Annotated in this window: 18 protein-coding genes and 2 pseudogenes; 7 read left to right on the forward strand and 13 right to left on the reverse strand. The window is 72.4% G+C overall.

The window, feature by feature from the left end; genetic code table 11:
- Positions 1–77: 77 nt before the first annotated feature.
- The gene (locus ACH4ZA_RS17180; RefSeq protein WP_319279531.1) at positions 78–692 is read right to left on the reverse strand and encodes a class I SAM-dependent methyltransferase; all 615 of its coding nucleotides are present in this window, start codon (positions 690–692) and stop codon (positions 78–80) included.
- A gap of 139 nt (positions 693–831) precedes the next feature.
- Between ACH4ZA_RS17180 and ACH4ZA_RS17185 the strand changes: the two genes are divergently transcribed.
- Positions 832–966 (forward strand): hypothetical protein, encoded by a 135-nt coding sequence (locus ACH4ZA_RS17185; RefSeq protein WP_319279533.1) that lies wholly within the window; start codon positions 832–834, stop codon positions 964–966.
- 248 nt (positions 967–1,214) lie between these two features.
- A pseudogene (locus tag ACH4ZA_RS17190) lies at positions 1,215–2,292 on the forward strand (lytic polysaccharide monooxygenase).
- 76 nt (positions 2,293–2,368) lie between these two features.
- On the opposite strand, the gene ACH4ZA_RS17195 reads toward ACH4ZA_RS17190, so the two are convergent.
- Together ACH4ZA_RS17195 and ACH4ZA_RS17200 are read right to left on the reverse strand one after the other, a co-directional pair.
- Complete coding sequence (locus ACH4ZA_RS17195) at positions 2,369–3,250, reverse strand: alpha/beta fold hydrolase (RefSeq protein WP_319279535.1); 882 nt, start codon at positions 3,248–3,250, stop codon at positions 2,369–2,371.
- A gap of 171 nt (positions 3,251–3,421) precedes the next feature.
- Positions 3,422–3,865 (reverse strand): MarR family winged helix-turn-helix transcriptional regulator, encoded by a 444-nt coding sequence (locus ACH4ZA_RS17200; RefSeq protein WP_319279536.1) that lies wholly within the window; start codon positions 3,863–3,865, stop codon positions 3,422–3,424.
- Positions 3,866–3,954: 89 nt separating this feature from the next.
- Here ACH4ZA_RS17200 and ACH4ZA_RS17205 point away from each other — a divergent pair, with 89 nt between their 5' ends.
- Positions 3,955–4,329, forward strand: coding sequence for a cupin domain-containing protein (locus ACH4ZA_RS17205; protein ID WP_319279537.1), 375 nt, complete (start codon positions 3,955–3,957; stop codon positions 4,327–4,329).
- A 114-nt stretch (positions 4,330–4,443) separates the two neighbouring features.
- Here the strand turns inward: ACH4ZA_RS17205 and ACH4ZA_RS17210 are convergent, their stop codons facing one another.
- The 3 genes and pseudogenes from ACH4ZA_RS17210 to ACH4ZA_RS17220 all read right to left on the reverse strand — a co-directional run.
- On the reverse strand, positions 4,444–5,427 hold the full coding sequence (locus ACH4ZA_RS17210; protein ID WP_319279538.1) for a DNA polymerase thumb domain-containing protein: 984 nt from the start codon (positions 5,425–5,427) through the stop codon (positions 4,444–4,446).
- A complete protein-coding gene (locus ACH4ZA_RS17215) occupies positions 5,424–8,888 on the reverse strand; it encodes a DNA polymerase III subunit alpha (protein ID WP_398430147.1) in 3,465 nt (1,154 codons plus the stop codon). Before ACH4ZA_RS17215 ends, ACH4ZA_RS17210 begins: the two co-directional genes overlap by 4 nt.
- Before the next feature lie 458 nt (positions 8,889–9,346).
- Positions 9,347–9,523, reverse strand: a pseudogene (locus tag ACH4ZA_RS17220) (hypothetical protein); the annotation flags it as partial.
- Positions 9,524–9,626: 103 nt separating this feature from the next.
- On the opposite strand from ACH4ZA_RS17220, the gene ACH4ZA_RS17225 reads away from it, so the two are divergent.
- Positions 9,627–10,682, forward strand: a complete 1,056-nt coding sequence (locus ACH4ZA_RS17225; RefSeq protein WP_319279540.1) for a DUF3533 domain-containing protein — start codon at positions 9,627–9,629, stop codon at positions 10,680–10,682.
- Positions 10,683–10,743: 61 nt separating this feature from the next.
- Here ACH4ZA_RS17225 and ACH4ZA_RS17230 read toward each other — a convergent pair whose 3' ends face one another.
- The 4 genes from ACH4ZA_RS17230 to ACH4ZA_RS17245 form a co-directional block, all read right to left on the reverse strand.
- A complete protein-coding gene (locus ACH4ZA_RS17230; RefSeq protein ID WP_398430148.1) occupies positions 10,744–11,826 on the reverse strand; it encodes a S1 family peptidase in 1,083 nt (360 codons plus the stop codon).
- 508 nt (positions 11,827–12,334) lie between these two features.
- Positions 12,335–13,246: a S1 family peptidase gene (locus ACH4ZA_RS17235; protein WP_319279542.1), complete on the reverse strand. Its 912-nt coding sequence runs from the start codon at positions 13,244–13,246 to the stop codon at positions 12,335–12,337.
- Between the two features lie 426 nt (positions 13,247–13,672).
- Entirely contained in the window at positions 13,673–14,329 is a 657-nt protein-coding gene (locus tag ACH4ZA_RS17240) for an ATP/GTP-binding protein (protein WP_319279543.1), read from the reverse strand.
- Positions 14,330–14,759: 430 nt separating this feature from the next.
- The gene (locus tag ACH4ZA_RS17245; RefSeq protein ID WP_398430151.1) at positions 14,760–15,977 is read right to left on the reverse strand and encodes a DUF5685 family protein; all 1,218 of its coding nucleotides are present in this window, start codon (positions 15,975–15,977) and stop codon (positions 14,760–14,762) included.
- Positions 15,978–16,288: 311 nt separating this feature from the next.
- Between ACH4ZA_RS17245 and ACH4ZA_RS17250 the strand changes: the two genes are divergently transcribed.
- On the forward strand, positions 16,289–16,726 hold the full coding sequence (locus ACH4ZA_RS17250) for a cell division protein SepF (RefSeq protein ID WP_319279545.1): 438 nt from the start codon (positions 16,289–16,291) through the stop codon (positions 16,724–16,726).
- A gap of 37 nt (positions 16,727–16,763) precedes the next feature.
- Here the strand turns inward: ACH4ZA_RS17250 and ACH4ZA_RS17255 are convergent, their stop codons facing one another.
- A complete protein-coding gene (locus ACH4ZA_RS17255; protein ID WP_319279547.1) occupies positions 16,764–17,954 on the reverse strand; it encodes an acyl-CoA dehydrogenase family protein in 1,191 nt (396 codons plus the stop codon).
- A 124-nt stretch (positions 17,955–18,078) separates the two neighbouring features.
- The gene (locus tag ACH4ZA_RS17260; protein WP_398430152.1) at positions 18,079–19,674 is read right to left on the reverse strand and encodes an MFS transporter; all 1,596 of its coding nucleotides are present in this window, start codon (positions 19,672–19,674) and stop codon (positions 18,079–18,081) included.
- Positions 19,675–20,001: 327 nt separating this feature from the next.
- Here ACH4ZA_RS17260 and ACH4ZA_RS17265 point away from each other — a divergent pair, with 327 nt between their 5' ends.
- A complete protein-coding gene (locus ACH4ZA_RS17265; RefSeq protein WP_319279550.1) occupies positions 20,002–21,276 on the forward strand; it encodes a mannosyltransferase family protein in 1,275 nt (424 codons plus the stop codon).
- 208 nt (positions 21,277–21,484) lie between these two features.
- Positions 21,485–22,516 carry a phosphatase PAP2 family protein gene (locus tag ACH4ZA_RS17270; protein WP_319279551.1) on the forward strand — a complete coding sequence of 344 codons (1,032 nt, stop codon included), beginning with the start codon at positions 21,485–21,487 and terminating at the stop codon, positions 22,514–22,516.
- Positions 22,517–22,647: 131 nt separating this feature from the next.
- On the opposite strand, the gene ACH4ZA_RS17275 is transcribed toward ACH4ZA_RS17270, so the two are convergent.
- Complete coding sequence (locus ACH4ZA_RS17275; protein WP_319279552.1) at positions 22,648–22,863, reverse strand: I78 family peptidase inhibitor; 216 nt, start codon at positions 22,861–22,863, stop codon at positions 22,648–22,650.
- Positions 22,864–22,903 lie beyond the last annotated feature (40 nt).

Here is a 22,903-nt window from a genome sequence, read left to right on the forward strand (position 1 = left end):
GCTCGACCGCGGGCCGGAGACGGGCCGGGGCCTGGGCGCGGGCAGGCGCGCCCGCCCGGAGGCGGGCCGGAGGCGGTTCACACCGTCGCCACCACCGCGTACCGCTCGTCCTCCACCGGGCCGCCCCACAGGAGCGCGTCCTGCGACAGCCGCTCCACACGCACGTGCTCGGTCAGCCGGGACAGCAGCGCGGTGAGCCGGTCCGCCGGTATGCCGACCGGGGTGACGACGCCCCAGACGCCCTCGACCAGCACGAGCCGGCCACCGGGGCGCAGCAGACCGCGCCAGTGCCGCAGGACGCGGGCCGGGTCGGGCAGCGCCCAGAGCACGTGCCGGACGAGCAGCGCGTCGAAGCGCTCCTCTCCGACCGGCGGCGCCGCCGCGTCACCGTGGAGGAACACCGCGTCACGCCCCGCGAGTTTGGCGCGGGCCAGGTCGATCATGGCCGGGGACAGATCGACGCCGGTCACGCGGTGTCCCTGCTCGGCCGCGAGGAGCGAGAGGCTGCCGGTGCCGCAGCCGAGATCGAGCACGTCGCCGGCGCGCTCCGGCAGCCAGGCGTGCAGCCGCCGGGCCCAGGCCGCGCGCACCCGGGGGTCGCGCAGTCCGTGGTCCGGCTCCTCGTCGAACTCGGCCGCCGCCGCGTTCCAGTCGACACCGGGCGAAGTGGGTTCGTCACTGTTTTCCCTCATGTGCCCCAGAGTGACACCCGCCACTGACAGTCGAATCGTGACACCCGCCACTGACAGACGAGGGGTTGATGAGGAACTCTCCCGGAAAGGGTCTACCTCCGTGAGAACGCGGAACTCGGTAGCCCTGAAGGAGGCAGCCATGCGCCGCACCACCGTGCACAAGCCCCTGAAGAAGACGGAATCCCGCAGGATCCGCGACGAGGCCGATGAACGGCCCGCCGGCCGCCCCGAGGTGCGCAAGGACATCGCCCGCACCTGGTGGCCCGACGGCTGACGCCGCCCCTTTCACGCCGCTTTCACGCCGCTTTCACTCCCGCCGAGCTCAGGCAGGCCCCGCCCGCGTGGGGCGTTCGCCGATGGACCTTCGGCGTCCGATAGGGCGCCTGCCTGATCCCAGACTCAGCGCTTCCTTAACGCCGCCCTAAAGATCGCCGCCGGCCGCCCACGGCCGGCCGTTCCGGGGTTTCTTGGTTCCGGTGCACCACGCGCCGCCGTCTGTTCCGGTTCCGAGGAGAATCCCCCATGCCCGCACGCCGCAAGGCCGTCGCCGCCGTCGCTCTCGGTCTGGCCGCGCCGTCCCTGGCCGCGCTGTCCTCCGCGCCCGCCGCCGCGCACGGGTCGATGGGCGATCCCGTCAGCCGGGTCGCGCAGTGCTACGCGGAGGGGCCGCAGAGTCCGAAGTCGGACGCCTGTCGGGCGGCGGTCGCGGCGGGCGGCGCCCAGGCGCTGTACGACTGGAACGGCATCCGCATCGGTGACGCGAACGGCCGCCATCAGGAGCTGATTCCGGACGGCAGGCTGTGCAGCGCGGGCAACGAGGAGTTCAGGGGCCTGGACCTGGCCCGCGCCGACTGGCCGGCGACCGCCGTGCACAGCGGCCCCCACACGTTCGGGTACCGCGTGACCGCCCCGCACAAGGGGACGTTCCGGGTCTACCTCACCAAGGCCGGCTACGACCCGGCCCGCCCACTGGCCTGGTCCGACCTGGACCTGGCGCATCCGGTGGCCACAGCGGTCGACCCGGTGGCGACGGGCGGCTTCTCCTCCTTCTCCGGGACCCTGCCCGGGCGTTCGGGCCGGCACGTGCTGTACGCGGTGTGGCAGCGCTCGGACAGCCCGGAGGCCTTCTACTCCTGCTCGGACGTCGTGTTCCCGGGAGGGGGCGCGGGAACGGCGACGGGTTCGGGGAGCGGGGCGGCTGGGGCAGGTCGCGGCACGGGGTCTGGGCCGGGGACGGGCGACGGCGCCGCGCCGGCCGCCTCCGCGCCCTCCGAGGAGCAGATCCAGGACGGCGCCGGCCGGTCGACGGTCGAGCACCACGGGCACGGCGACGACGACGCGGCCACGACGACGGACCCGACGGCCCCCGGCACGCCGTCCGCCGCCGGGGATGCGCGCGGCGGTGCGGGCGCCTCCGCGAACGCGCCGCGGGCGGCCGGCGTCCGTGCAGCTCCGGGGGAGCGTCTCGCGCGGACCGGCGGTGACGGCGGCGCCTCGTATCTCGCGGTGGGCGGCGCGGCCGTCCTGGCGCTGGGCGCGGGCCCTGCTGTTCGCGTCGGTGCGCCGGCGGGCGGCGCCCGCCGGGCGGCACGGTCGTTGAGACGGCGGACGACACGGACTCCGGGGCCTGACCGGCGGCTCAGGCCGGACAGGCCCCGGCGAACGCGGCCTGCGCGTCAGCTCAGGACGGACGCGCAGGTGGTGGCGGTGGCGTGGGCGGGGTCGAGCGCGTTGGCCACCTCGTGGAAGGCGATCCGGTCGAGCAGCCCGATCGCCAGGTGCTCGGAGAGGTCCAGCGGGCACAGGTCCTGGAGCAGGACGTTGCGCACGTTCGATCCGCTGAGGAACTGGGTGCGCCACGGTGTGACGACCTCGTCGTTCCGGGTGGCGATGACGGTGTAGCGGACTCCGGGGACGGTGTCTCCGCCCTTGTTGAGCTCGGTGAGGAAGTCAGACCCGACGATCTGGTCGGCGAGGCCGGGAGTGGCGGCCGAGATCAGGTCCTCGGCCCCCGGGAAGTAGGGCAGCAGACGGGTGAGTCCGCTGAGCGTGGTGCCGTGGTTGTCGGGGGCGAGGCCGACCAGCGCGTCGACCTTGGCGGCTCCGCCGAGGAACTTCAGGTAGTAGCGCGGCATCATGCCGCCCTGGGAGTGGCCGACGAGGTCGACCTCGGCGGCGCCGGTCGCGGCGAGCACCTTGTCGACGAAGACGGAGAGCTGGCCCGCCGATTCGTCGATGGGACCGAGGCCGTGGAAGAGCGGGACGCCGGGCAGCTGGCCGTAGTCGACGGAGAAGACGCAGTAGCCGCGGGCCGTCAGGTAGGGGGCGAGGGCCAGCCAGTTGTCGATGGAGTTGCCGAGTGTGCCGTGCACGAGGACGACGGGGTGGGGGTGGGCGGCCGAGGGCTTGCAGCGGTAGTCGTTCCAGCCGCTCGAGGGGGCGGCGGTCGAGGCTTCCGTGGCGGTCGAGGCGTGTGCTGCGGCGGTGGGGACGGTGGCGGCCGCGGCGGCCAGCAGCAGGGCGGCGAGTGGTCTGAGCACGCGGTTCCAGGGCAGCATCGGGTGATCTCCTTGCGGCTCAAGGGGAGTGCGAGGGCCGTACGCCCTGTGATCCGGATCACGGGATGCTGTTCACTTGTCAAGTTACGGACGAGTAAGAGAAGTGGGAAGTTACGCGTCAGTAAAAACTTCCAGTGGTAGTCGGCGACGGCTCGCGGCGCCGACGTTCCGTCACCAGACCGGCCTGATCGGACCGTAGGGGGCGATGCGCGCCAAACGGTCGTACAGGACGCGCACTTCACCCTCACCGAGCACGTCGGCCCAGGCCCGCACCGCCTCGGCCGCCGCCTCCTCCGCCGCCCGGGTGCACTCCCAGCCGCGCTCGGTGAGGACGATCAGCCGGGCGCGCGCGTCCACGGGGTGCGGCCGGCGCTCGACGTACCCCTTGCGCACCAGCTCGTCGACGAGCTGGCTCGCGGCCTGCTTGGTGACCCCTAGGTGGACGCCGAGCTCGGAGACCGTCGCACCGTCCGGGGCCAGCCGGGCGAAGGCGAAGCCGTAGGAGGGCCGCCCCTCGAAGCCGCGGGCGACGACGCCGTCGTTGATGCGCCGGGTCAGCTCACCGGCGGCGGTCAGCAGGGCGGCGGACAGGGCGAGAGCTTCGGAGTTCTGCACGTCTGTAATGAAACACCCTTGACAGGATGGTCAAGCAGCTTGACCATTGACCTACTTAGTCAATCTGCTTGACCATTTTGGAGGTCACCATGCCTGTCGTCCGTTCGTCCGAGGCCGTCACCCACGAGATCCACGGCGCACGCTTCGTCTCGTACGCCACCCCGCTCACCGGGAGCAAGGAGCTCTGCGCCTGGCGGGGCGAGATCCCGGCGGGCACGAAGGCGCCCGCGCACACCGTCAACCGGGAGGAGATCTTCCATCTGCTCGTCGGCGAACTGCTCGTCACCCTCGACGGCCGCACCGAGCGGATCACCGCCGGCGACACGCTGATCGTCAATCCGGGCGCGACCCTGGCCGTCGAGAACCCGACCGATCACACCGCGCTCTCCTGGGTCACCACCTCCATCGGTCTGGAGGCGGAGCTGGCCGACGGGACCCGGATCACTCCCCCGTGGGCCAACTGACCCCGCCACACACGGACTTCGGCTTCCCCCGCCGGCGTCCCGGGCTTCACCGCCCCCCTCTCGCACCCCAGCCCGACCGCCTTGACGGCAGTACCGCTCTCGGGAAGCGTCTGATCATGCGACATGGATCGCCGCCGCTCCTGCCGGCTGCACGGCATCCGTACCGAACCGGTCTCGGGCGCGGTCGGCGGCGGCCTCGACACGGCGCGCTTTCTCGTCGGTCGGCTCGAAGAGCAGCTGACGGGAGGCCCGTTCTGCGGCGATCAGACTCTCCGCCCGCAGGGAGACGGTTCGGACGCGGGCGCGCTGAAGAGCGAGTCGGTCATGGAGGTCGTAGGCGATTGCCGTCAGAGAGCGTGTGTGGGCGGTGGGTTCGGGCAGCTTGCGGGTGCGAGTCGTCGTCGAGCGATCCGCGTAGCGGATGGTGAGAGTCAGGGCGCAGGCCGCCTGGGACTCGCCGCGCAGTCGCAGGCCGAGGCGGTCGGTGAGCGCGAGCAGGGCGGCGCGCTGCCGGTCTCGGTCCAACTCATCCTGAGCAAAGCGGTGTTCGACGCTCATCGAGCGGGGCGGGGCCGAAGGGATCACTGGCGTCGGGTCGAGGCCGCGGGCCGCATCGTGGAGGTGGCGTCCGGCGGTGACACCCAGGATGCGCTGCAGCGTGCCGAGTGGTGCGGTGGCGATCCTGCCGATGCTGTCCAGGCCGTACGAGGACAGGGTGCGGGCCGTCGCCGGCCCCACGCCTTGCAGGGCGGCGGTGGGTTTCCTCGCGAGGAAGGCGGTGACCGTGTCGATGTCGTCGGGCAGAGTACGGACTGCCGAGGGCGGGCCGTCGGCCGCGACCATGCGGGCGAGCAGCGGGTTCGCCGCGACACCGACCGTCGAACGGAGCCCGTACAACCCACCGGTCCGCGCTCGGATGCGCTCGGCCAGTGCCACGGCGTCCGTGCCGAAGTAGCGCAGGCTGCCGGAGACATCGGCCAACGCGGCATCCGGTGGCAGCGCCTGCACCAGAGGGGTGTACTCGGCCAGCAGGGCGAGCAGACGGCTGTAGAGCTGCTCGTCCCGCAGGTCGTGGAAGTGGATGTAGAGGATGTTCATCCTGCGCTCCCGGGACTCTGGTGCCACAGCTTGCGGCTCTGTTTGACGGACTCGCCGGGCGGCTGCAGATCCGCCCAGGGGTGCAGTGCGTAACCGGTTTCCAGTCGGAGGCTGCGGCTGTCCGCGGCTCTGCTCGGCGCCGAATCGGCTTGGGTGAGCCGTTCCGTGACCGCCGACAGGCCGCCTTCGCGGCGCAGCTCGGCCAGTTCGGCGAGGTCCCAGGCGGCGTAGCCGGTCACCGACAGGGCCTTTCCGCCGCCTCCGCCACGGCGCTGCACCACTCCGCGCACGAGCAGCAGCCAGGAATGGAAGACGGTGTGTGCGCAGGCCTCGTGGCTGTCCTCGAAGAACGCGCAGTCCGCCAGGCCTGTCGTGTCGTCGAGCGTGGTGAAGACGACGCGTTTGCCGGAGCGGATCGGCGGGGTCTGAACGGCTCCTTTCGCGCCGGCGACCAGCACCACCTGGCCGTGCGGCAGGTCTTTCAGCCGGTTCGCGGGGATGACGCCGAGTTCTTCCAGCAACTCCCGGTGTTCGCCCATGAGGTGGCGGGAGGTATCCATGCCGAGCACTCCAAGCTCCGCTCCGAGCCGCTCGGCGTCGTTCAGGTCGGGCAGTCCGGCGGGGGCGACCGTACCGTGGTCCGCATCTGTCTCCCCCAGCGTCAACTGGTGCTGCGCAGAGCCCTGCCGGCTGCGATGCAGCTCGGCGAGGTGCAGCAGCAGGTCGCGACGGTTGCGGCCGAAGGCGTCCAACGCGCCGACCTGGGCGAGGCGTTCGGCGACGGGCCTTGACGGCCGGGCCCGAGAAGTGAAGTCCTGGAGCGAGCTGTAGGGGCGCCCTGCGACGATTCGCGCCGCCTCACTCTCGCTCATCCCCCGCACGTCACAAAGAGCGAGCCGGATCCCGTGGACAGGCCGACCACCCTCCATGTCGGACACCAGTTCGATTCGATAGCCGGTGTCCGACGCGTTCACATCCAGCGGCAGGATCGGCACACTCCTGCGCCGGGCATCCGCGAGCAGCAGACGCTTCGGATACATCCCCGGGTCGTGCGTGAGAAGCCCCGCATAGAAGGCGGCCGGATGATGAGCTTTCAGCCACGCCGACTGATACGAGGGCACCGCGAAGGCCACCGCGTGCGCCTTGCAGAAGCCGTACGCCCCGAACGCCTCGACGATCTCCCAGGTCCGCTCGACGACCTCCTCCTCGTACCCCCGCCTGCGAGCCTCCTGCGCGAACCACGCCCGCACCCGTCCGACCTGGTCTGCGTTCGACAGCGCCCGCCGTGTGTAGTCGCCGAAGGCCAGGGTGCAGCCGGTCATGACCGACAGGATCCGGATGATCTGCTCGTGGAAGACCACCACGCCGTACGTATCCCGCAGCGCGGGCTCCAGGTCGGGATGCGGACAGCGTGGCGCCTGGCGCCCGTGCCGGGCCTCGATGAACGGATCGACCATGTTGGCCGCGACCGGTCCCGGCCTGAACAGCGAGATGTCGACGACGAGATCGTGGAAGGTTTCGGGCTGCAACCGGGCAATGAGGTCGCGCTGACCGGGTGATTCGGTCTGGAAGCAGCCCAGCGTCTGTGAGGACTTGATCAGCTGGAACGTCTTCGGGTCGGCCGGCGGCACCTGCGCGGCGTCGTCCAGGTCGATGCGGTGACCGGTGGCCCGCTCGATCTCGGCGAGGGCGTGCGCCATGGCGGACTGCATGCGTACGCCGAGCACGTCGAGCTTGAGCAGGCCGAGGTCCTCCACGTCCTCCTTGTCGAACTGGGACATGGGGAATCCCTCGCCACTGGTCGGCATGACAGGGGTGCGGTGCAGCAGCGTCGCGTCGGAGAGCAGTACACCGCACGGGTGCATGGCGATGCCGCGCGGGAGTGCGTCCAGGGCCTCGACCAGGTCCCACATGTGCGGGCCGTACGACTCCGGGTCGATGCCGCGCAGCTCCGGCAGTTCCTGCAGGGCGGAGCGGGCGTCTCGGGCGCGGATATGAGGAAACGATTTTGCAAGCCTGTCCACCTCGGCTGGATCCAGGCCGAGGGCAAGGCCGACATCGCGCACGGCGTGCCGTACCCGGTAGGTCTCCGGCATGGACACGGTGGCCACCCGTTCCGGGCCGAAGCGGTCGATGATCGCCCGGTAGACCTCCAGACGACGGGCGGACTCCACGTCGATGTCGATGTCGGGCAGTTCCGTGCGCCGGTCGGACAGGAAGCGCTCCATGAGCAGACCGTGCTCGACGGGATCGGCGGCGGCGATCCCGAGGAGATGGTTGACCAGGGAACCCGCGCCGGAGCCGCGGGCGGCGACCCGGATGCCGAGTTCACGGGTGTCGACGACGACCTGGGCGACGGTGAGGAAGTACGAGGCGTATCCCAGTCTCTCGATCAGGCGCAGCTCGTCCTCGAGGCGCTCCCAGCGGCGGCGGTCGCGGTCGTGGCCGTACAGCAGCATGGCAGCGGCGCACTTCGAACGCAGCACCCGCTCAGGAGTGCGCCGGTGAGCGCCGACGAGTTCCGGCTCGGGAAAGTGCACGCGGCCGATTCCCAGGTCGTCCTCGGGGTCGACACGGCATGCGGCGGCGGTCTCCTCGGTGACCTCGAGCAGTCGGCGGGCGGTGTTCGCACCGTATCCGGCGGCTTCTGCGACCTGCTCGGCGATGCGCGCCATGTCCGTTGCCGGCTTGAGCCACCGCTCGCCGCAGTCGCGCTCGCCGCGTGGATCGATCGGCACCAGGCGGCGCGCGGAATCCAGGACGTCCGCGACCGGTCCCTGGCCGGGATCGGCATAACGTACGGCGTTGCTCAGGACGGGCGCGATCCGCTGGTCGGCGGCGAAGCCGAGGGCACGGGCCGCGAGCCGCAGCGAACCGGAGCCGGTGCCGCCGCGGCCATGGCAGACGACCTCGATGCGAAGCGCCGTGTCCCCGTACCGCTCCCGCCAGGGTGCGAGCAGCTGGGCGGCGCGGTCCGGCCGTCCCGCGGCCAAGGCGCGGCCGACGTCCGATGCGGGGCCCAGCAGCACGGTGTGGTGTTCCCCGTCGAGGGCGCCCCAGGGCAGCAGGGGACGCCGGCCTCCCGCGGTGCCCGCGTTCGCGGCACTCACCAGTCGGCACAGCTCGGCCCAGCCGCGGGCCCCGTCCCGGGCGAGGAAAACCACTCGCTGGGCCGACTCGTCGACGAAGGCGCCGCCGCGAGCCGGTGTGCGTCGCCGCTCCGTGCGTCCAGCCGCTTCGGAAGGCGCCTCTACCGCGAGATCCACTCCGAACAGGGGGCGGACACCGGCCCGGCCTGCGGCCTTGGCGAAACGGACAGCCCCACCGAGGGTGTCCCGGTCGGTCAGGGCGACCGCGTCCATTCCCCGCTCGGCGGTCCGCTCCGCAAGCCGCTCGGGGTGGGAGGCGCCGTACCGCAGGGAGAACCCGGAGACGGCGTGCAGATGCGTAAAACCGCGCATCTGGACCACCTCGCCACTGACTGCCCCCTGTCTCCACGTGCCACTCCGGCCCCTCCGGGGTGATGACACCACCCTAGACCAGTATCGAACGCTTATGCGATTCGGCGGGTGCTGCCACGCTCGGACACACAGGGAGGCCGTAATCGCGCCCCATGCGGAGCCGGGGCAGCGAGGCCGGACGGGCATGGGGGTGGCGCTCCCTCGGGTGCGGGCAGGGATTCCCGGGGGCTCCCGGTGAAGCCGGTGACCTCTGCGGGGACGGCCTTCTCGGCCGATGACGACCTGCCGTTCGAGGACACCGGGGCCGCGGGCGGGCGCGGTGGCGAACGAGCGGCTGCGGCTTCGTCCGTCAGACCGGTTCGCCCCGTCACGCAATCCTCGACCGACGCGGCACCGGACCCATGCCCCCCATGCCCCCCCCATGCCCCTACGGCTGTAGGCACACCGTGCGCCTACAGCCGTAGGGCTCTCCGGCATCGCGACGTGACGACCCGCTCGGCTCCGGAGCGGCCGATGATCGCGCGGTAGCCCTCCAGCCGGCGTGCGGACTCCGCGTCCCCGTCGATGTCCGGCAGCACGACCCGCCCCCCGGACGGGAAGCGCTCCGTCAGCAGCCCGTGCCCGACCGGGTCGGCGCTCGAGCCACGCCTCGCCCCACCAGATTCCGAACATCCGTACGGCAGCCGTTCGGACGCCTCCCACCTGCGGAAACACCCTCCGCCCCGGAGCGTGGGGGGCATGACGCAGACGACCGGCCCCGACGCGCCCCGCGCCTCCTCGCACGGCTCCTTTCTCGACGAGGTCAAGGACGCCGTCACCCCGCGGGCCACGTTGCTGGTCGTCGGCGTGGTCGCCCTCCATCTGCTCTTCATCGCCTCCTACGTGGGGGCTCTGCACGACCCGAAGCCGAAGGACGTGCCCTTCGGGGTCGTCGCGCCGGGGGCAGCCGCCCGGCAGACCGTGGCCCGGCTGGAGAAGCTGCCCGGCAGCCCCCTGGCCCCCCGCACGGTGACCGACGCCGCGACGGCCCGCAAACAGATCCTGGACCGGGAGATCGACGGCGCCCTGATCGTCTCCCCGTCGGGCGCCACCGACACCCTGCTGGTGGCCACCGGCGGCGGAAAGGTCCTGGCCGCCACCCTGGTGACGCTCACCACCGCCCTGGAGAAGTCCGAGGCGCGCACCCTGCGGACCCTCGACGTGGCCCCGGCCGACCAGGAGGACGCCAACGGGCTGTCGTCGTTCTATCTGGCCGTCGGCTGGTGCGTGGGCGGCTATCTCTGCGCGTCGATCATGGTGATCAGTTCGGGCGCCGGGAGCTCCACCCCACGGCGCGCGGTGATCCGGCTGCTCGCCATGGTCGTCGTCGGGATCGTCGGCGGACTCGGCGGCGCCCTGATCGTCGGTCCGATCCTGGGCGCGCTGCCGGGCGGGCTCGCGGCCTACTGGGGGCTCGGCGCGCTGATCATCTTCGCGGTCGGCGCGGCCACCCTCGCCTTCCAGGGCGTCTTCGGGCTCGCCGGCGTCGGGCTGGTCATCCTGCTCGTGGTGATCCTCGGCAACCCGAGCGCGGGCGGCGCCCTCCCGCCCCCGCTGCTCCCGCCGTTCTGGCGGGCGATCGGCCCCGCGCTGCCGCCGGGCGCGGGAACCTGGGCGGCGCGCTCCATCGCCTACTTCCAGGGCAACGACATGACCTCGTCCCTGCTGGTCCTGTCGGCGTGGGCGGTCGGAGGGGTCGCCGTCACGCTGCTCATGGCGACGCTGCGCACCCGGCGGAGAACGGCGACGGCGTGAGGTCCCGCCCCTCGTGGAAGCGGGGCGGGACCTTCGACGGGCGGGGCCGAGGCGGGCCGGGTCAGCCGATCTGCGTTCCGGTGGCCGACAGCGCCTCCGTCACCGGCTGGAAGAACGTCTCCCCGCCGGCCGTGCAGTCGCCGCTGCCGCCCGAGGTCAGGCCGACGGCGCTGCTGCCCGAGAAGAGGGAGCCGCCGCTGTCGCCGGGCTCGGCGCAGACGTCGGTCTGGATGAGGCCGTCGACGACGTCGCCGTTGCCGTAGTTCACCGTGGCGTCGAGGCCCGTGACCGTGCCGGAGTGCACCTGGGTGGTCGACCCGCTGCGGGTCACCTTCATGCCGACGGTGGCCTCGGCGGCGCCGGTGATGGCCTGCGCGGAGCCGTTGTAGAGGTTCACCTCGCTCGGGTGGTCGACCTCGGCGGTGTACTTGACCAGTCCGTAGTCGTCACCCGGGAAGCGGGAGACCGCGTTGACGCCGATCTGCGCGCCGGAGGAGTCCGACCATGTGGAGACGGCGTCGGTGCAGTGCCCGGCGGTCAGGAAGTACGGCTCGCCGCCCTTGACCACGTTGAAGCCGAGCGAGCAGCGCCCGGTGCCGCCGGTGATGGCGTCGCCGCCGGCCACGAAGGGTGTGAACTCCCCCTTCGTGCGGTGGAGTTCCACCGTCCCGCCGAGCCCGCCGACGACCTTGGACAGCGTGGCCCACTCGGCTCTGGAGACGGTGCGGTCGGCGGTGACGACGACCTTGTTGGCGGTCGGGTCGGTCACCCAGGCGGTGCCCGGGATGCTCGCGTCCGATGCCAGCGTGGTGCGGGCGCCGGTCAGTTCGGCGAGGGAGTTCTCGACGAGTCTGGCCTTGGCGCCGGCCGCCTCGACGGTCTTCGCGGCGGCCTCGTCGAGGACGTTCACCACCAGGCTCCGGCTCTTCGCGTCGTAGTACGTGCCCGCCGCGTCGGCGCCGAGGTCCCGGCCGAGCGACGAGGCGAGCTTTCCGGCCGCGAGGGCCGAGAGCGGGGTGGGCTGCGAGGTCTTCGCGGGTTCGTCGGCGTTCGCAGTCTGGAAGGTCAGCCCTGCCGCGACGAGCGCGGCGACGCCCGCTCCCGCCATGGCCGCCCGTCGCCGGGGTATGCGTCGGTGCTGCAACTCGGGTCCTCCTGTGGGGGGCGGCGCGGGCGGCCGTGGGGGCCGCGACGGGCCGGAATGCTGGTTGACGGCCGCTCACTCTTCCGAACCGCGCAGGGAGCACACAAGGTCGACTTCAGGACGCGCACAGGGTGGGCACCGCGCGCCCTCCCCGTCTTCACCGCGCCCGCACCTCGGCAGGTCACCGGCGAGCGGCCGCATGGGAATTCGCTCAGCAAACGCTACGGGTGAGTAACCCCTCATACCGCGCCGCCCTTGGACGCGGGTACTCCTGGCCGGAACCCGTCGCCGCCGCGGGCGGCCGGGGCGGAGATGTCGTCGAGGGTGTGGAGGACGCCGGGGGAAGCGGTTGCCGCCGCGTGCGGACTCCGCGAAGCGCGGCGGCGCCCCGGAACCGGCGGCCCGCCCCGCGGACGACCGTGCGCCCCGCGGACAAGGGCGAGCCCCCGCACGCCGGTTGCGTGCGGGGGCTCGCCTGCGGTCGGCCGCAGGACCCGGGGAGCAGGGCCTAGAAGACGCTGACGCCGTAGCGGCTCAGGGCCTCGGTCACGGGCTGGAAGAAGGTCGTGCCGCCGGACGAGCAGTTGCCGCTGCCCCCGGAGGTCAGGCCGAGCGCCACGCCGCCGGAGGTGTAGAGCGCGCCGCCGGAGTCGCCGCCCTCGGCGCACACGTTGGTCTGGATCATCTGGTAGACCACGTCGCCGCCGCCGTAGTTCACCGTGGCGTTGAGGGCGGTCACCCGGCCGGTGTGGATGCCGGTCGTGGAGCCGTCCCGGATCACCGACTGGCCCACGGTGGCGTTGCCCGCGCTGGTGATGTCGGTGTTGCCCGCGGTGCCGGCCTTGGCGACCGAGGTGTTGGTGTACCGGACCAGCGCGTAGTCGTTGGTCGGGAAGCTGTAGCTGCTGTTCGTGCCCAGCACGGTGGTCTGGCCGGAGTTCGAGTACCAGGTGGAGGCGACCTCGCCGCAGTGCCCGGCGGTCAGGAAGTAGTAGGTGCTGCCGCTGCGCACGTTGAAGCCGAGCGAGCAGCGGTAGCCGCCGCCGTAGATGGCGTCGCCGCCGCCGATGAGCTTGGTGAACCTGCCCGGCGTGTGCTTGATCGTGAGCGCGCCGGCGTTGTCGCCCGCCTGCCTCCTGATCTTCGCGATCTCGGCGTCCGACACCGTGCTGTCGACGGTGACGACCAGCCGGTTGGTCTTGCTGTCGACGGCCCAGGCGGTGCCCGGGACGTCCGCCCGGAGCACCGAGTCGCCGGCGCTCTTGAGTTCGGCGCTGCTGTAGACGGCGTCGTCGGCCGCGTTCGCATGGGGGATCGCGATGGCGGCCGCGGCCACGAGTCCGGTGGCGACGGCGGTCAGCCGGGCCCGTCTCGAGATGCCGTGCGTGGGGATGGTGGGGGTGGTGCGCTTGATCCTCACGTTTCGTTCCCTCCCAGGGGAAGTCGGGGGCCCGTCGTGTGGGGTCGAGGCCCAGGTGAGGCGCAGCCAGGATCGACATTCGTCCGCATTCCGGACACGCCGTGACCCTGACAAGCGCTGAGGGGGAGTATTCGGCCGAACGGCCGGTAGGCGCAAGGGCGCCTTTCGGCCGTCAGACGCTGAACGGGCTGCGCGAGTTGAGCCCTCTTGCAGCCTTCTTGCCCCAGCTCAGACCAGGTTGTGCCGTGTTGCCTCGACTTCCACGCCCCATGTGTTCCCCGTCGAGGGGGCCGTGTGGAGAAAACGACCGACAAGGTGCACGGAGGCAGTACGCCCCGGCCGGGTCCGCCGTCACGCCCCGGCCCCACGCCGTACGCGCCGTACCCGGCTCGCCTCCTCCCGTCCGGACGGCTCCTCGTCACACCGTCACACGCGCGCCTTCTCCGCGGCGGCCGGGGCTGCGCCTGGGGGCGGCCCCGAGGCCGGCGTCCTGCCGTCCCGCGTCCTCGGGGCCGCCCGGAAGCCGATCACCCGGTCCATCAGCGCCTCCAGCACGTCCCGCACGGAGCCCCGTTCCCGGGCGTCGCACTCGAGCACCGGCACGTCGGCGCTCAGATCCAGAGCGTCCCGGACCTCCTCCGGATCGATGCGCACCGTGCCCTCGAACCGGTTCACCGCGAGCACGAACGGCGCTCCCCTGGCCTCGAAGTAGTCGACGGCCGGGAAGCAGTCCTCGATCCGCCGGGTGTCCGCGAGGACCACCGTCCCGAGCGCGCCCTCCGCCAGGTCGTCCCACAGGAACGCGAAGCGGTTCTGCCCGGGCGTGCCGAAGAGGTACAGCGCGATGGCCGTGTCGAGGGTGATCCGCCCGAAGTCGAGCGCGACCGTGGTCGTCGTCTTGGACTCCACGCCCTCGAGCGAGTCGATCCCGACCGACACCTGGGTGATCGCCGCCTCCGTGTCGAGCGGATCGATCTCGGAGACGGCTCCGATGAAGGTGGTCTTGCCGACCCCGAGGCCGCCGCTCACCACGATCTTCACTGCGAGCGGCACGGTCTTGTCGGAGCGGGAGCGCCCGGGCATGGTCCCTGGTCCTTTCGCGCAGCGGGCGCGGCGCCCCGGCGCGGGTCCGCCCCGGAGCGGCTCGGCCGGCCCGCCGCGACGGCACACCGGTCGTACGAGATCCGCGTCCTCGCCCAGGGATACGTGTGCGGGCGGCGAGCCGCTCAGCGGCGGTCCCGCCGGCCGGTGGCGGGCAGCGCGGCCGCGACGGGCAGGACGCGCCCGCCGAACCGGCCGAAACCGTAGCCGCACCACGGCCACAGCCCCGACCACGACCACAGCCCACAGCCCGAAACCACGGCCACAGCCCGGATCCCGGCCCCCACCCGAATCCCCCGTCATGCCCCGGCCCCGCCCTGTGCCCGCCCTGCCCAGGACCCCCGCCCGGCCCCTCGGGTGACGCCCTGTCAGCAGGAGCGGCCGGAGACGCCGGTTCAGGCGGCCGGACGTGTCAGCAGGAGCAGTCGCAGGAACAGCAGTCGCACCCGTCACAGCAGCCGCAGTCACAGCAGTTTCCGCAGTCACCGCAGTTGCCGCAGTCACCGCAGTCGTTGCACAGGCCCTCGCGCTTCTTGCGCGACCAGGGGCCCTCGAACTCGTCGGCGCAGCACACCTTGCAGGTGCAGCACAGTCCGAGCGCGACGGCGCAGCCGGCCAGCAGGCCCCGCTTGCCGGGCCGGGGCGGCTCACCGCCGTAGGGGTTTCCGTACGGGTTGCCGGGCGCGTGCGGATCCACCGGGTTCTGCGGGGCGTACGGGCCGGTGGGCGGACCGAACGCGCCCTCGGGCCCGTGCGCGTGACTGCACGACCGGGTGCCGAAGGCCCGCTCCACGGACCGTTCCAGCTCGTGGGCGAGCAGCAGGTGCGCCAGCCTGCCCTCCACGAACTTCACGTCCTTCAGGGCGAGCCGGATGCCGTGCAGCGCGTCGTCGGCGAGCCGGCGGGCCTCGGTGAGCGGGGTCCCGGTGGCCGTGAGCGGGTTCCAGGCGCCGGCGGCGGCGTCCGCCTCCCGGTCCTCCACCGCGTCCAGCAGATGCGCGAGACGTCCGAAGAGCCGGCCGGCCTCGGCGAGCGGCGCGGTGTTGCCCGGCCGGCCCGCCAGGATCGCGGTGTGCGCGAAGGCGGCGGCGGTGGCGGTCTCGGTCGGCTCGGTGACGGTCAGCAGCGGGGTGCCCGGTCCGGCGAGCGCCTCGATGCCGATCTGCCGGTCCACCGCGTCCACCAGGACGGCGGTGTCGAACCCGACGGCGGCGCCGCTCCGTTCGCCGGCCCGTCCCCAGCCGGCGGCGACCCGGCGCGCGGCGACGGCGACCGGCCGCCGCGCGAGCAGGCCGTCCCCGTCGGCGACGTGGTCGCGCACCTTGGCGGAGGCGAGCACCAGCGAGACGGCGGCCGCGAGCCGGGCGCCCTCGCCCTGGGCGACGGACGCGGTGCGCATGCCGCGCAGCGGGCACGGTCCGGCCGTGCGCCGCCATCCGCCGGCCGTGGCGCGCTCGGCCTGAGCCTCCGTCAGAACCGATATGAGCAGGCCGTCGTAGTTGGTGACGACCCGGGCGAACTGCCCGTGGTCGCCGCGCAGCGCGAGACAGAGCCCGCACAGGTGCGCCATCCACTGGGTCTTGAGGCTCTCTCCGAGCCGGTGAGAGCACGGTCTGACGATTCCGAACACGACAACCCCCGTCGTCCTTGGGACATTGAGCTGCCGCATGCTATCGACTGATTGTCGTGCCGGATCCGGGGCACTCGTTCACCCGGACGCACCGAGCGTCACCCGTCCGCCACGAAGAATCATATTTCACTCACAGTCAGCAGCCGTATCCGGTAGGACCCTTGGGAGACGCGGGCTCTCGACGGATTCCCTGTGCACCAGTACCGTCACAAACCCCCCGCGCGGCGTCTATCCACTTGGCGCGACATCCGCATCATGGACGACCATGGGGAATGCGGAAAGCAGAATGACCGCTGTGAGAGGAGGCGTCCATGGGATCGGTGCGCAAGGCGAGTGCCTGGCTTGGCCTCGTCGACGACAACGATGACGAGCGTTACTACGACGACGACTATTCCGAGGGGACCGACTCCGGCGACGCCTGGGTCACCGACCCCCGCGTGAAGGTGGCCGCGGACACGGCCGAGGAGAAGGGCCGCCGGATCGGCACCGTCACCCCGGACAGCTTCCGGGACGCGCGGGCGATCGGTGAGCTGTTCCGCGAGGGCGTGCCGGTCATCATGAACCTCACCGCCATGGAGGCCGCCGACGCCAAGCGCGTCGTCGACTTCGCGGCCGGGCTGATCTTCGGCCTGCGGGGTTCGATCGAGCGGGTGTCCACCCGGGTGTTCCTGCTGACCCCCGCCAACACGGAGATCGTGAACGGGGACCCGTCCGCGCGCCGGACGGACGGTTTCTTCAACCAGAGCTGAGGCAGGGCCGCTCACCGGCCCTGCCCCCCTCCGGGGGTCAGCGGAAGGCGTCGAGTCCGGTGAGCGCCTTGCCCAGTACGAGCTGGTGCATCTCGACGGTGCCCTCGTAGGTGAGCACCGACTCGAGGTTGGTCGCGTGCCGCATGACCGGGTACTCGAGCGAGATCCCGTTGGCCCCGAGGACGGTCCGGGCGGTCCGGCAGATCTCGATCGCCTCCCGCACGTTGTTGAGCTTGCCGAAGCTGACCTGCTCGGGACGCAGGCGGCCGGCGTCCATGCGCCGCCCCAGATGGTGGGCGAGCAGGATCCCCTTGTGCAGTTCGACCGCCATGTCGGCGAGCTTGGCCTGGGTGAGCTGGAAGCCCCCGATGGGCCGCCCGAACTGCTCACGGGTCTTCGCGTATCCGACGGCGGCCTCGAAGCAGGAGCGGGCCGCCCCCATCGCTCCCCACACGATGCCGTAACGCGCGTGGTTCAGACAGCTGAGCGGTCCCTTCAGACCGGTGACCTGCGGAAGCACGGCGTCCGCGGGCAGTCGTACGTCGTCGAGGACCAGCTCGCTGGTCACGCTGGCCCGCAGCGACCACTTGTGCCTGATCTCCGGGGCGGAGAAGCCCGGGCTGTCGGTCGGCACGACGAACCCCCGGATCCCGTCGTCGCTCTGCGCCCACACGACGGCGACGCCGGCGACGGAGCCGTTGGTGATCCACATCTTGCGCCCGTTGAGCACCCAGTCCGCGCCGTCGCGCTTGGCGTGCGTCCGCATGCCGGCGGGGTCGGATCCGTGATCCGGCTCGGTGAGCCCGAAACAGCCGATGACCTCGCCGGCCGCCATCCGGGGCAGCCACGTCTGCTTCTGCTCCTCGCTCCCGAAGCGGTGGATCGCGTACATGGCGAGGGAGCCCTGCACGGAGACCAGGGAGCGGATCCCGGAGTCGGCGGCCTCCAGTTCCAGACAGGCGAGCCCGTACTGCACGGCGCTCGCCCCCGCACAGCCGTAGCCGTCGAGCGACATGCCCAGTGCGCCGATCCCGCCGAGCTCCCGCGCGAGCTCCCGGATCACGGGCAGCTCCCCGCGCTCGTACCACTCGGCGACGTTCGGCAGCACCCGGTCCGCCGCCCAGCCGCGCACGGTGTCGCGGACCGCGAGGTCCTCCGGCTCCAGCAGGTCGTCGAGCCCGAGCGGGTCGGCGGGGTCGAAGGGCGGCAACTTCGAGGACGCGGACATACGGAAGCCTCCGGCAGGAACCAAGAAGACCAGCACCGCCAGCCATGAAAAACTAGCACCGCTAGTCACGATGTCCCGGGTGACGTTACGACGCGACGCCCCGCACGTCCACCCGGCGAGCCCGTCACACGGAGACGCGGGACGGAGCGACCTCCCGGGGAGCGGGCAGTTCCACGGGCGGCGACTCGCAGCTCATGGTCCGCGGCAGCCGCAGCGCCATCACCGCCCCGAGCAGCAGCAACCCGGCGCTGACCAGCAACGTCACATGCAGTCCATGGACGAAGCACTCCCGGGCCGTGGCCCGCAGGGCCGCTCCGGCCGGTCCGCCGAGCCGCCCGGCCACCTCGTAGGCCTCGCCCAGCGAATGCCCCGCCGCGGCCGACGCCGACGCGGGAACCCCGGGCACGGAACTCAGCCCGGGCGCGTACGCCGCGTTCATCACCGTGCCGAGCAGCGCTATGCCGATGCCCGCGCCCAGCTGGTACGAGGTCTCCCCGATGGCCGCCGCCCCGCCCGCCTGTTCCGGCGGAGCCTCGCTCAGCATCGACTCGTACGCCGCGAAGAGGGTCGTCTCCAGACCGAAGCCCAGCAGCAGGAAGCCGCACAGCAGCAGCCCCGTGTTGTCCGACTGGCCCATCGCGGTCAGCGTCAGCACGGCCGCACCCGTCAGGACGAACCCTCCGCACACCATCCGGCGGGGCCCGAACCGCCGCAGCAGCCGCGCCCCGGCCAGTCCCGCCGCCATCGCGGCGAAGGTCAGGGGCAGCAGACGCAGGCCCGTCTCCAGCGGGGACAGCCCCAGCACCAGCTGCAGGTACTGCGCCGCGATCAGCTCGAGGCCGACCAGCGCCAGCATCGCCAGCACGATGCACCCCACCGCCGTGCTGAACGCCGGCCGCCCGAACATCCGCAGATCCACCAGCGGATGAGCCCGCCGGCGCTGACGGCGGACGAACATCACGAGCAGCACGGCTCCGGTCGCCAGCGGGAGCACGGTGAGCGGGCCGGCCTCCCCGCCGCCCAGCCGCTTGACGCCGAGCACGGCGCCGAACAGCCCCGCCGCCGCCGTCAGCGCCCCGACCACGTCCCAGGGGCCGTCCCCCGTGCCCTTCGACTCCGGCAGGAGCAGACGCCCCACCGGCAGGCTGACCAGCATCAGCGGGATGTTGACCAGGAAGACCGAACCCCACCAGAAGTGCTCCAGCAGAAAGCCGCCGAGCAGCGGGCCGACGGCCGCGCCCACCGCGGCCACCGCGCTCCAGATGCCTATCGCCAGCGCCCGCTCACGGCGGTCGGGGAACACCTGCCGCAGGATCGACAGCGTTGCCGGCATGATCATCGCGCCGCCGACGCCGAGCAGCGCGCGGGCCACGATCAGCACCTCGGCGCTGCCCGCGAACGCGGCGAGCGCCGAGGCCGCGCCGAACAGGGCGTACCCGAGCAGCAGGATGCGCCGTCGGCCCACCTTGTCGCCGAGCGTGCCGAAGAGGATCAGCAACGAGGCGCAGACCAGTGGATAGGTGTCGACGATCCAGAGCAGCTCGATGGCGCCGGGGCGCAGGTCCTCGGTGACGGCGGGCACCGCCACGTGCAGCACCGTCGCGTCGACGGCGACCAGGAGCAGGCTGACGCACAGCACCACCAGGACGACCCAGCGGTTGGCACCGGCCCCGGCCGCCCGGCGGCGCAGCCCAGCGGCGGCCGCGGTCGTCCCGGACATGTACGTACCTCCCAGGTGATCCCTCGGTTCGGCGGGCTCACGAGGTGGGGACTCCCCGCGGCTCGGCCGGAGAGGAGCGGTGTTCTCCGGCCCGCGCAGACGAACACGAGTGACACGCAGCGTACGCGAGTTCGCGCCCGGGCCGCGTGGCGGACCTCTCACCGTTCGGGGGCAACCCGTGTGGCGTACGCCACTGGTCTGCGGGTTTCGCCGCACGGCTCGCGGGGGGCGCCGGGCCCGGTCCCGGTCCGCTCCGGCACGGGCCCCGCGCCGGTCCGCGCGCCCCGGCGGTCCCGGCGGCCGGGCACGCCGTCGATAATCGGGCCCGTGACCGACCTTGACGTGCGCGCGACGCTCCCCGGCCCCGCCGCCCTGCGCCGGGCGGCCCCCGCCCTCCTCGGGTACGCGGCCGTGCGGACCCTGGGCCTGCTCGCCCTCGCCGTGTGGAGCGCGGCCCGCGACAAGAGCGCGTTCACCCTGCTCACCGCCCGCTGGGACGCCCTCTGGTACACCAGGGTCGCCGAGCTCGGATACGGCTACGAGGTCCGCCTGCCGAACGGCGACGTCCACTCCAACCTCGCCTTCTTCCCGCTGCTGCCCTGGCTGGAGCGGCTGCTCCACGCGACGACCCCGTTGTCGTACGCCGCCGCCGGCTTCGCGGTCTCCGTGGTCGCCTCGCTCGCGGCGGCCTGGGGGATCTTCGCGGTCGCGGACCACGTGTACGGGCGGCGGGCCGGGATCTGCGCGGTGCTGGTGTGGGCCGTGCTCCCGGTCGGGATCGTGCAGTCGATGGCGTACAGCGAGTCGCTCTTCACCGCGCTGGCCGCCTGGTCGCTGTACGCGGTGCTCACCGAACGGTGGGTGACCGCGGGGGTGCTGGCGTCGTTGTCCGGTCTGACCCGTCCGGTGGGTCTCGCGGTCGTCGCCGCGGTCTGGGCGGCGGGATCGGCGTCCCTCCTTCGTGACCGCCGGGCCCAGGGGACGGGCCCGTTCGTGCGAACCCGCGGCACGGCGCCCGCGCCCGGCGCGCAGAGTGACCGGCGCGCCCCCCAGTCGTCCGACGAGGCCGCCGAGGGGCGCGGGGCCGCCGCCCACGGGCCCGGTGTCGCGCCGCGCGCCCTCGGCATGCTGCTCGCGCCCCTCGGCGCCGCGGGCTATGTCCTGTGGGTGGGCGACCGCACCGGCCAGGGGCCCCTCGGGTACCTCGACGTCCAGGCGGGCTGGCGCAACGGCTTCGACGGCGGGTACGCCTTCGCCCGCTTCGTCGCCGACAAGTTCACGGCCTTCCCGTCGGCCCTGGCCGGCGTCGGGCTGATCGTCGGCGTCGCCCTGCTGCTGTGGCTGTACGTCGTCTGCGTGCGGCAGCGTCAGCCGCTGCCGCTGCTGGTGTACGGGGGCGCGGTGCTCGCCCTCGCCCTGTGCGCGTCGAGCTACTTCGGCTCGAAGCCGCGGCTGCTGCTGCCCGCCTTCCCGCTGCTGCTGCCCCTCGCGCTGGCCCTGGCCCGGCTGCGGACCGGCCGGTCGGCGCTGGTGACGGGGTGCCTCGCGGTCGCGTCCGCCGTGTACGGAGCGTGGTGGCTGAACGGCTCGGGTCCCCCGTAGACGCGGACCGGGTCTTTTCCGGGCAGCCTTTCATAACTTCTCTAAAGCTATCCCCTGGAATGATCAAAGGAATTGCGGGAAGAAGCGTTCGAGGATTGTGGATTCCTCGGGAATTGTCACCGTTCTGAGAGCAATCCCACATCACATCGTCATCACAAACCCGCGGAATCGGCCGGGTCTCGAGCTCACTCGCTGTAACGTCGTTTAGGTGCGTACCGAACAAAACCTCACCCGTCTGGACCGGGTGTTCGCCAGGCTCGACCGTGAGCCGGAACGACCGGCCCACATCGATGTGCCGAAGATGAGCAGGCACAGGGTCGCGCTGCTGGTCGCGACCCTGGCCTTCTATCTGGCGATCGTGTGGCTCGTGGTCGTCACGTCGTGGCTGGTCCGTTTCGACTGGCAGGTCATGTTCTTCCGGCCGTACCAGCAGTGGCCGGAGATCCACGCCTTCCTCGACTACTACGTGGTTCTCGGCCAGCGCGGCCCGACCGCCGTGATGGTCGCCGCGTGGCTCGGCTGGAGATCGTGGCGGCAGCACACCCTGCGCCCGTTGCTCACCCTGGGCGCCTCACTGCTGCTGCTGAACATCACGGTCGGGGCGGCCAAGCTCGGCATGGGCCGGCTCGGACCGCACTACGCGACCACCATCGGCTCGAACGAGATGGGTCTGGGCGGCGATATATTTCCCAGCGGCCACACCGCCAACGCCGTCGTGACCTGGGGAATCCTGGCGTATCTGGCCTCCACGCCGAGGGCCCGCCGCTGGCTGTCCGCCGTCTCCGCGGTGGTCTCGCTCGGCGTCGGCCTCACCACCGTCTACCTCGGTACGCACTGGCTGAGCGACGTGGTGCTGGGCTGGGCCGCGGGTCTGCTCGTCCTGCTGGCGCTGCCGTGGTGCGAACCCCTGATCGCCCGCGCCGAGGTCTCGATCTTCGCCCTGCGCGACCGTCTGCGCGAACGCCGCAGCGGCACGCTCCCGGTTCCGGCCGCCCCGGTGGCCGTTCCCGTGCCGGTCGTCGCGGGCGCCGCGGCCGCCCGCGACGAGGCGGCCGGCCCCCGCGAGACGGCCGCCTCGGCCCGTCCGCCGCGTGCCCCGGTCTACCTGGCCCCCGGCCCCCACACCACCCGCTCGGAACGCATGCCGGTCACCCCGGTCGGCAGCCGCCGGCCACCGCACTCCGACCGCCTCCCCCGAGGCGCCACGACCTCGACCGCCCGCCCCCTCACAGGGGGTTGACCTGCGCGGATCCGCCCACGGCGGCGGGGCCCGGTACGCACCCCCGGCCCCGCGCACACAGGCCCCGCTTCCCGACATCGGGAAGCGGGGCCTGTGCCGTCCCCGCGGGACCTCGCGCTCGGGGCGGCGGTTCAGCCCTTCCAGGCGCGGGCCACCCGGCCGTCCCGCACCTCGAAGTTCAACCGGCCGAAGCGGTACTCCATGGTGATGATCGTCCCCGGCGCCAGCGAGCGCACCGTCGACCACCCCCGTTCGCGCGCGAGCCGCTCGGCCTGCGCGGCCTCGAGGCCGACGTACCCGTCCGGACTGTCCTGCGGCTCCGCTGAGGGAGCGGGATGGGGTGCCATACCGCCACGCTAGGCCGCCCGCCGGGCCCCCGGGAACCCC

This window comes from Streptomyces sp. NPDC020597 (genome assembly GCF_044335095.1).
Lineage (GTDB): Bacteria > Actinomycetota > Actinomycetes > Streptomycetales > Streptomycetaceae > Streptomyces.

What these genes read in the sequence shown, in the direction of transcription:
- ACH4ZA_RS17180 (WP_319279531.1), bottom strand. Translation starts at nt 692, where the DNA reads ATGAGGGAAAACAGTGACGAACCCACTTCGCCCGGTGTCGACTGGAAC.
- ACH4ZA_RS17185 (WP_319279533.1), top strand. Translation starts at nt 832, where the DNA reads ATGCGCCGCACCACCGTGCACAAGCCCCTGAAGAAGACGGAATCCCGC.
- ACH4ZA_RS17195 (WP_319279535.1), bottom strand. Translation starts at nt 3,250, where the DNA reads ATGCTGCCCTGGAACCGCGTGCTCAGACCACTCGCCGCCCTGCTGCTG.
- ACH4ZA_RS17205 (WP_319279537.1), top strand. Translation starts at nt 3,955, where the DNA reads ATGCCTGTCGTCCGTTCGTCCGAGGCCGTCACCCACGAGATCCACGGC.
- ACH4ZA_RS17210 (WP_319279538.1), bottom strand. Translation starts at nt 5,427, where the DNA reads ATGAACATCCTCTACATCCACTTCCACGACCTGCGGGACGAGCAGCTC.
- ACH4ZA_RS17215 (WP_398430147.1), bottom strand. Translation starts at nt 8,888, where the DNA reads ATGCGCGGTTTTACGCATCTGCACGCCGTCTCCGGGTTCTCCCTGCGG.
- ACH4ZA_RS17225 (WP_319279540.1), top strand. Translation starts at nt 9,627, where the DNA reads ATGACGCAGACGACCGGCCCCGACGCGCCCCGCGCCTCCTCGCACGGC.
- ACH4ZA_RS17240 (WP_319279543.1), bottom strand. Translation starts at nt 14,329, where the DNA reads ATGCCCGGGCGCTCCCGCTCCGACAAGACCGTGCCGCTCGCAGTGAAG.
- ACH4ZA_RS17250 (WP_319279545.1), top strand. Translation starts at nt 16,289, where the DNA reads ATGGGATCGGTGCGCAAGGCGAGTGCCTGGCTTGGCCTCGTCGACGAC.
- ACH4ZA_RS17255 (WP_319279547.1), bottom strand. Translation starts at nt 17,954, where the DNA reads ATGTCCGCGTCCTCGAAGTTGCCGCCCTTCGACCCCGCCGACCCGCTC.
- ACH4ZA_RS17260 (WP_398430152.1), bottom strand. Translation starts at nt 19,674, where the DNA reads ATGTCCGGGACGACCGCGGCCGCCGCTGGGCTGCGCCGCCGGGCGGCC.
- ACH4ZA_RS17275 (WP_319279552.1), bottom strand. Translation starts at nt 22,863, where the DNA reads ATGGCACCCCATCCCGCTCCCTCAGCGGAGCCGCAGGACAGTCCGGAC.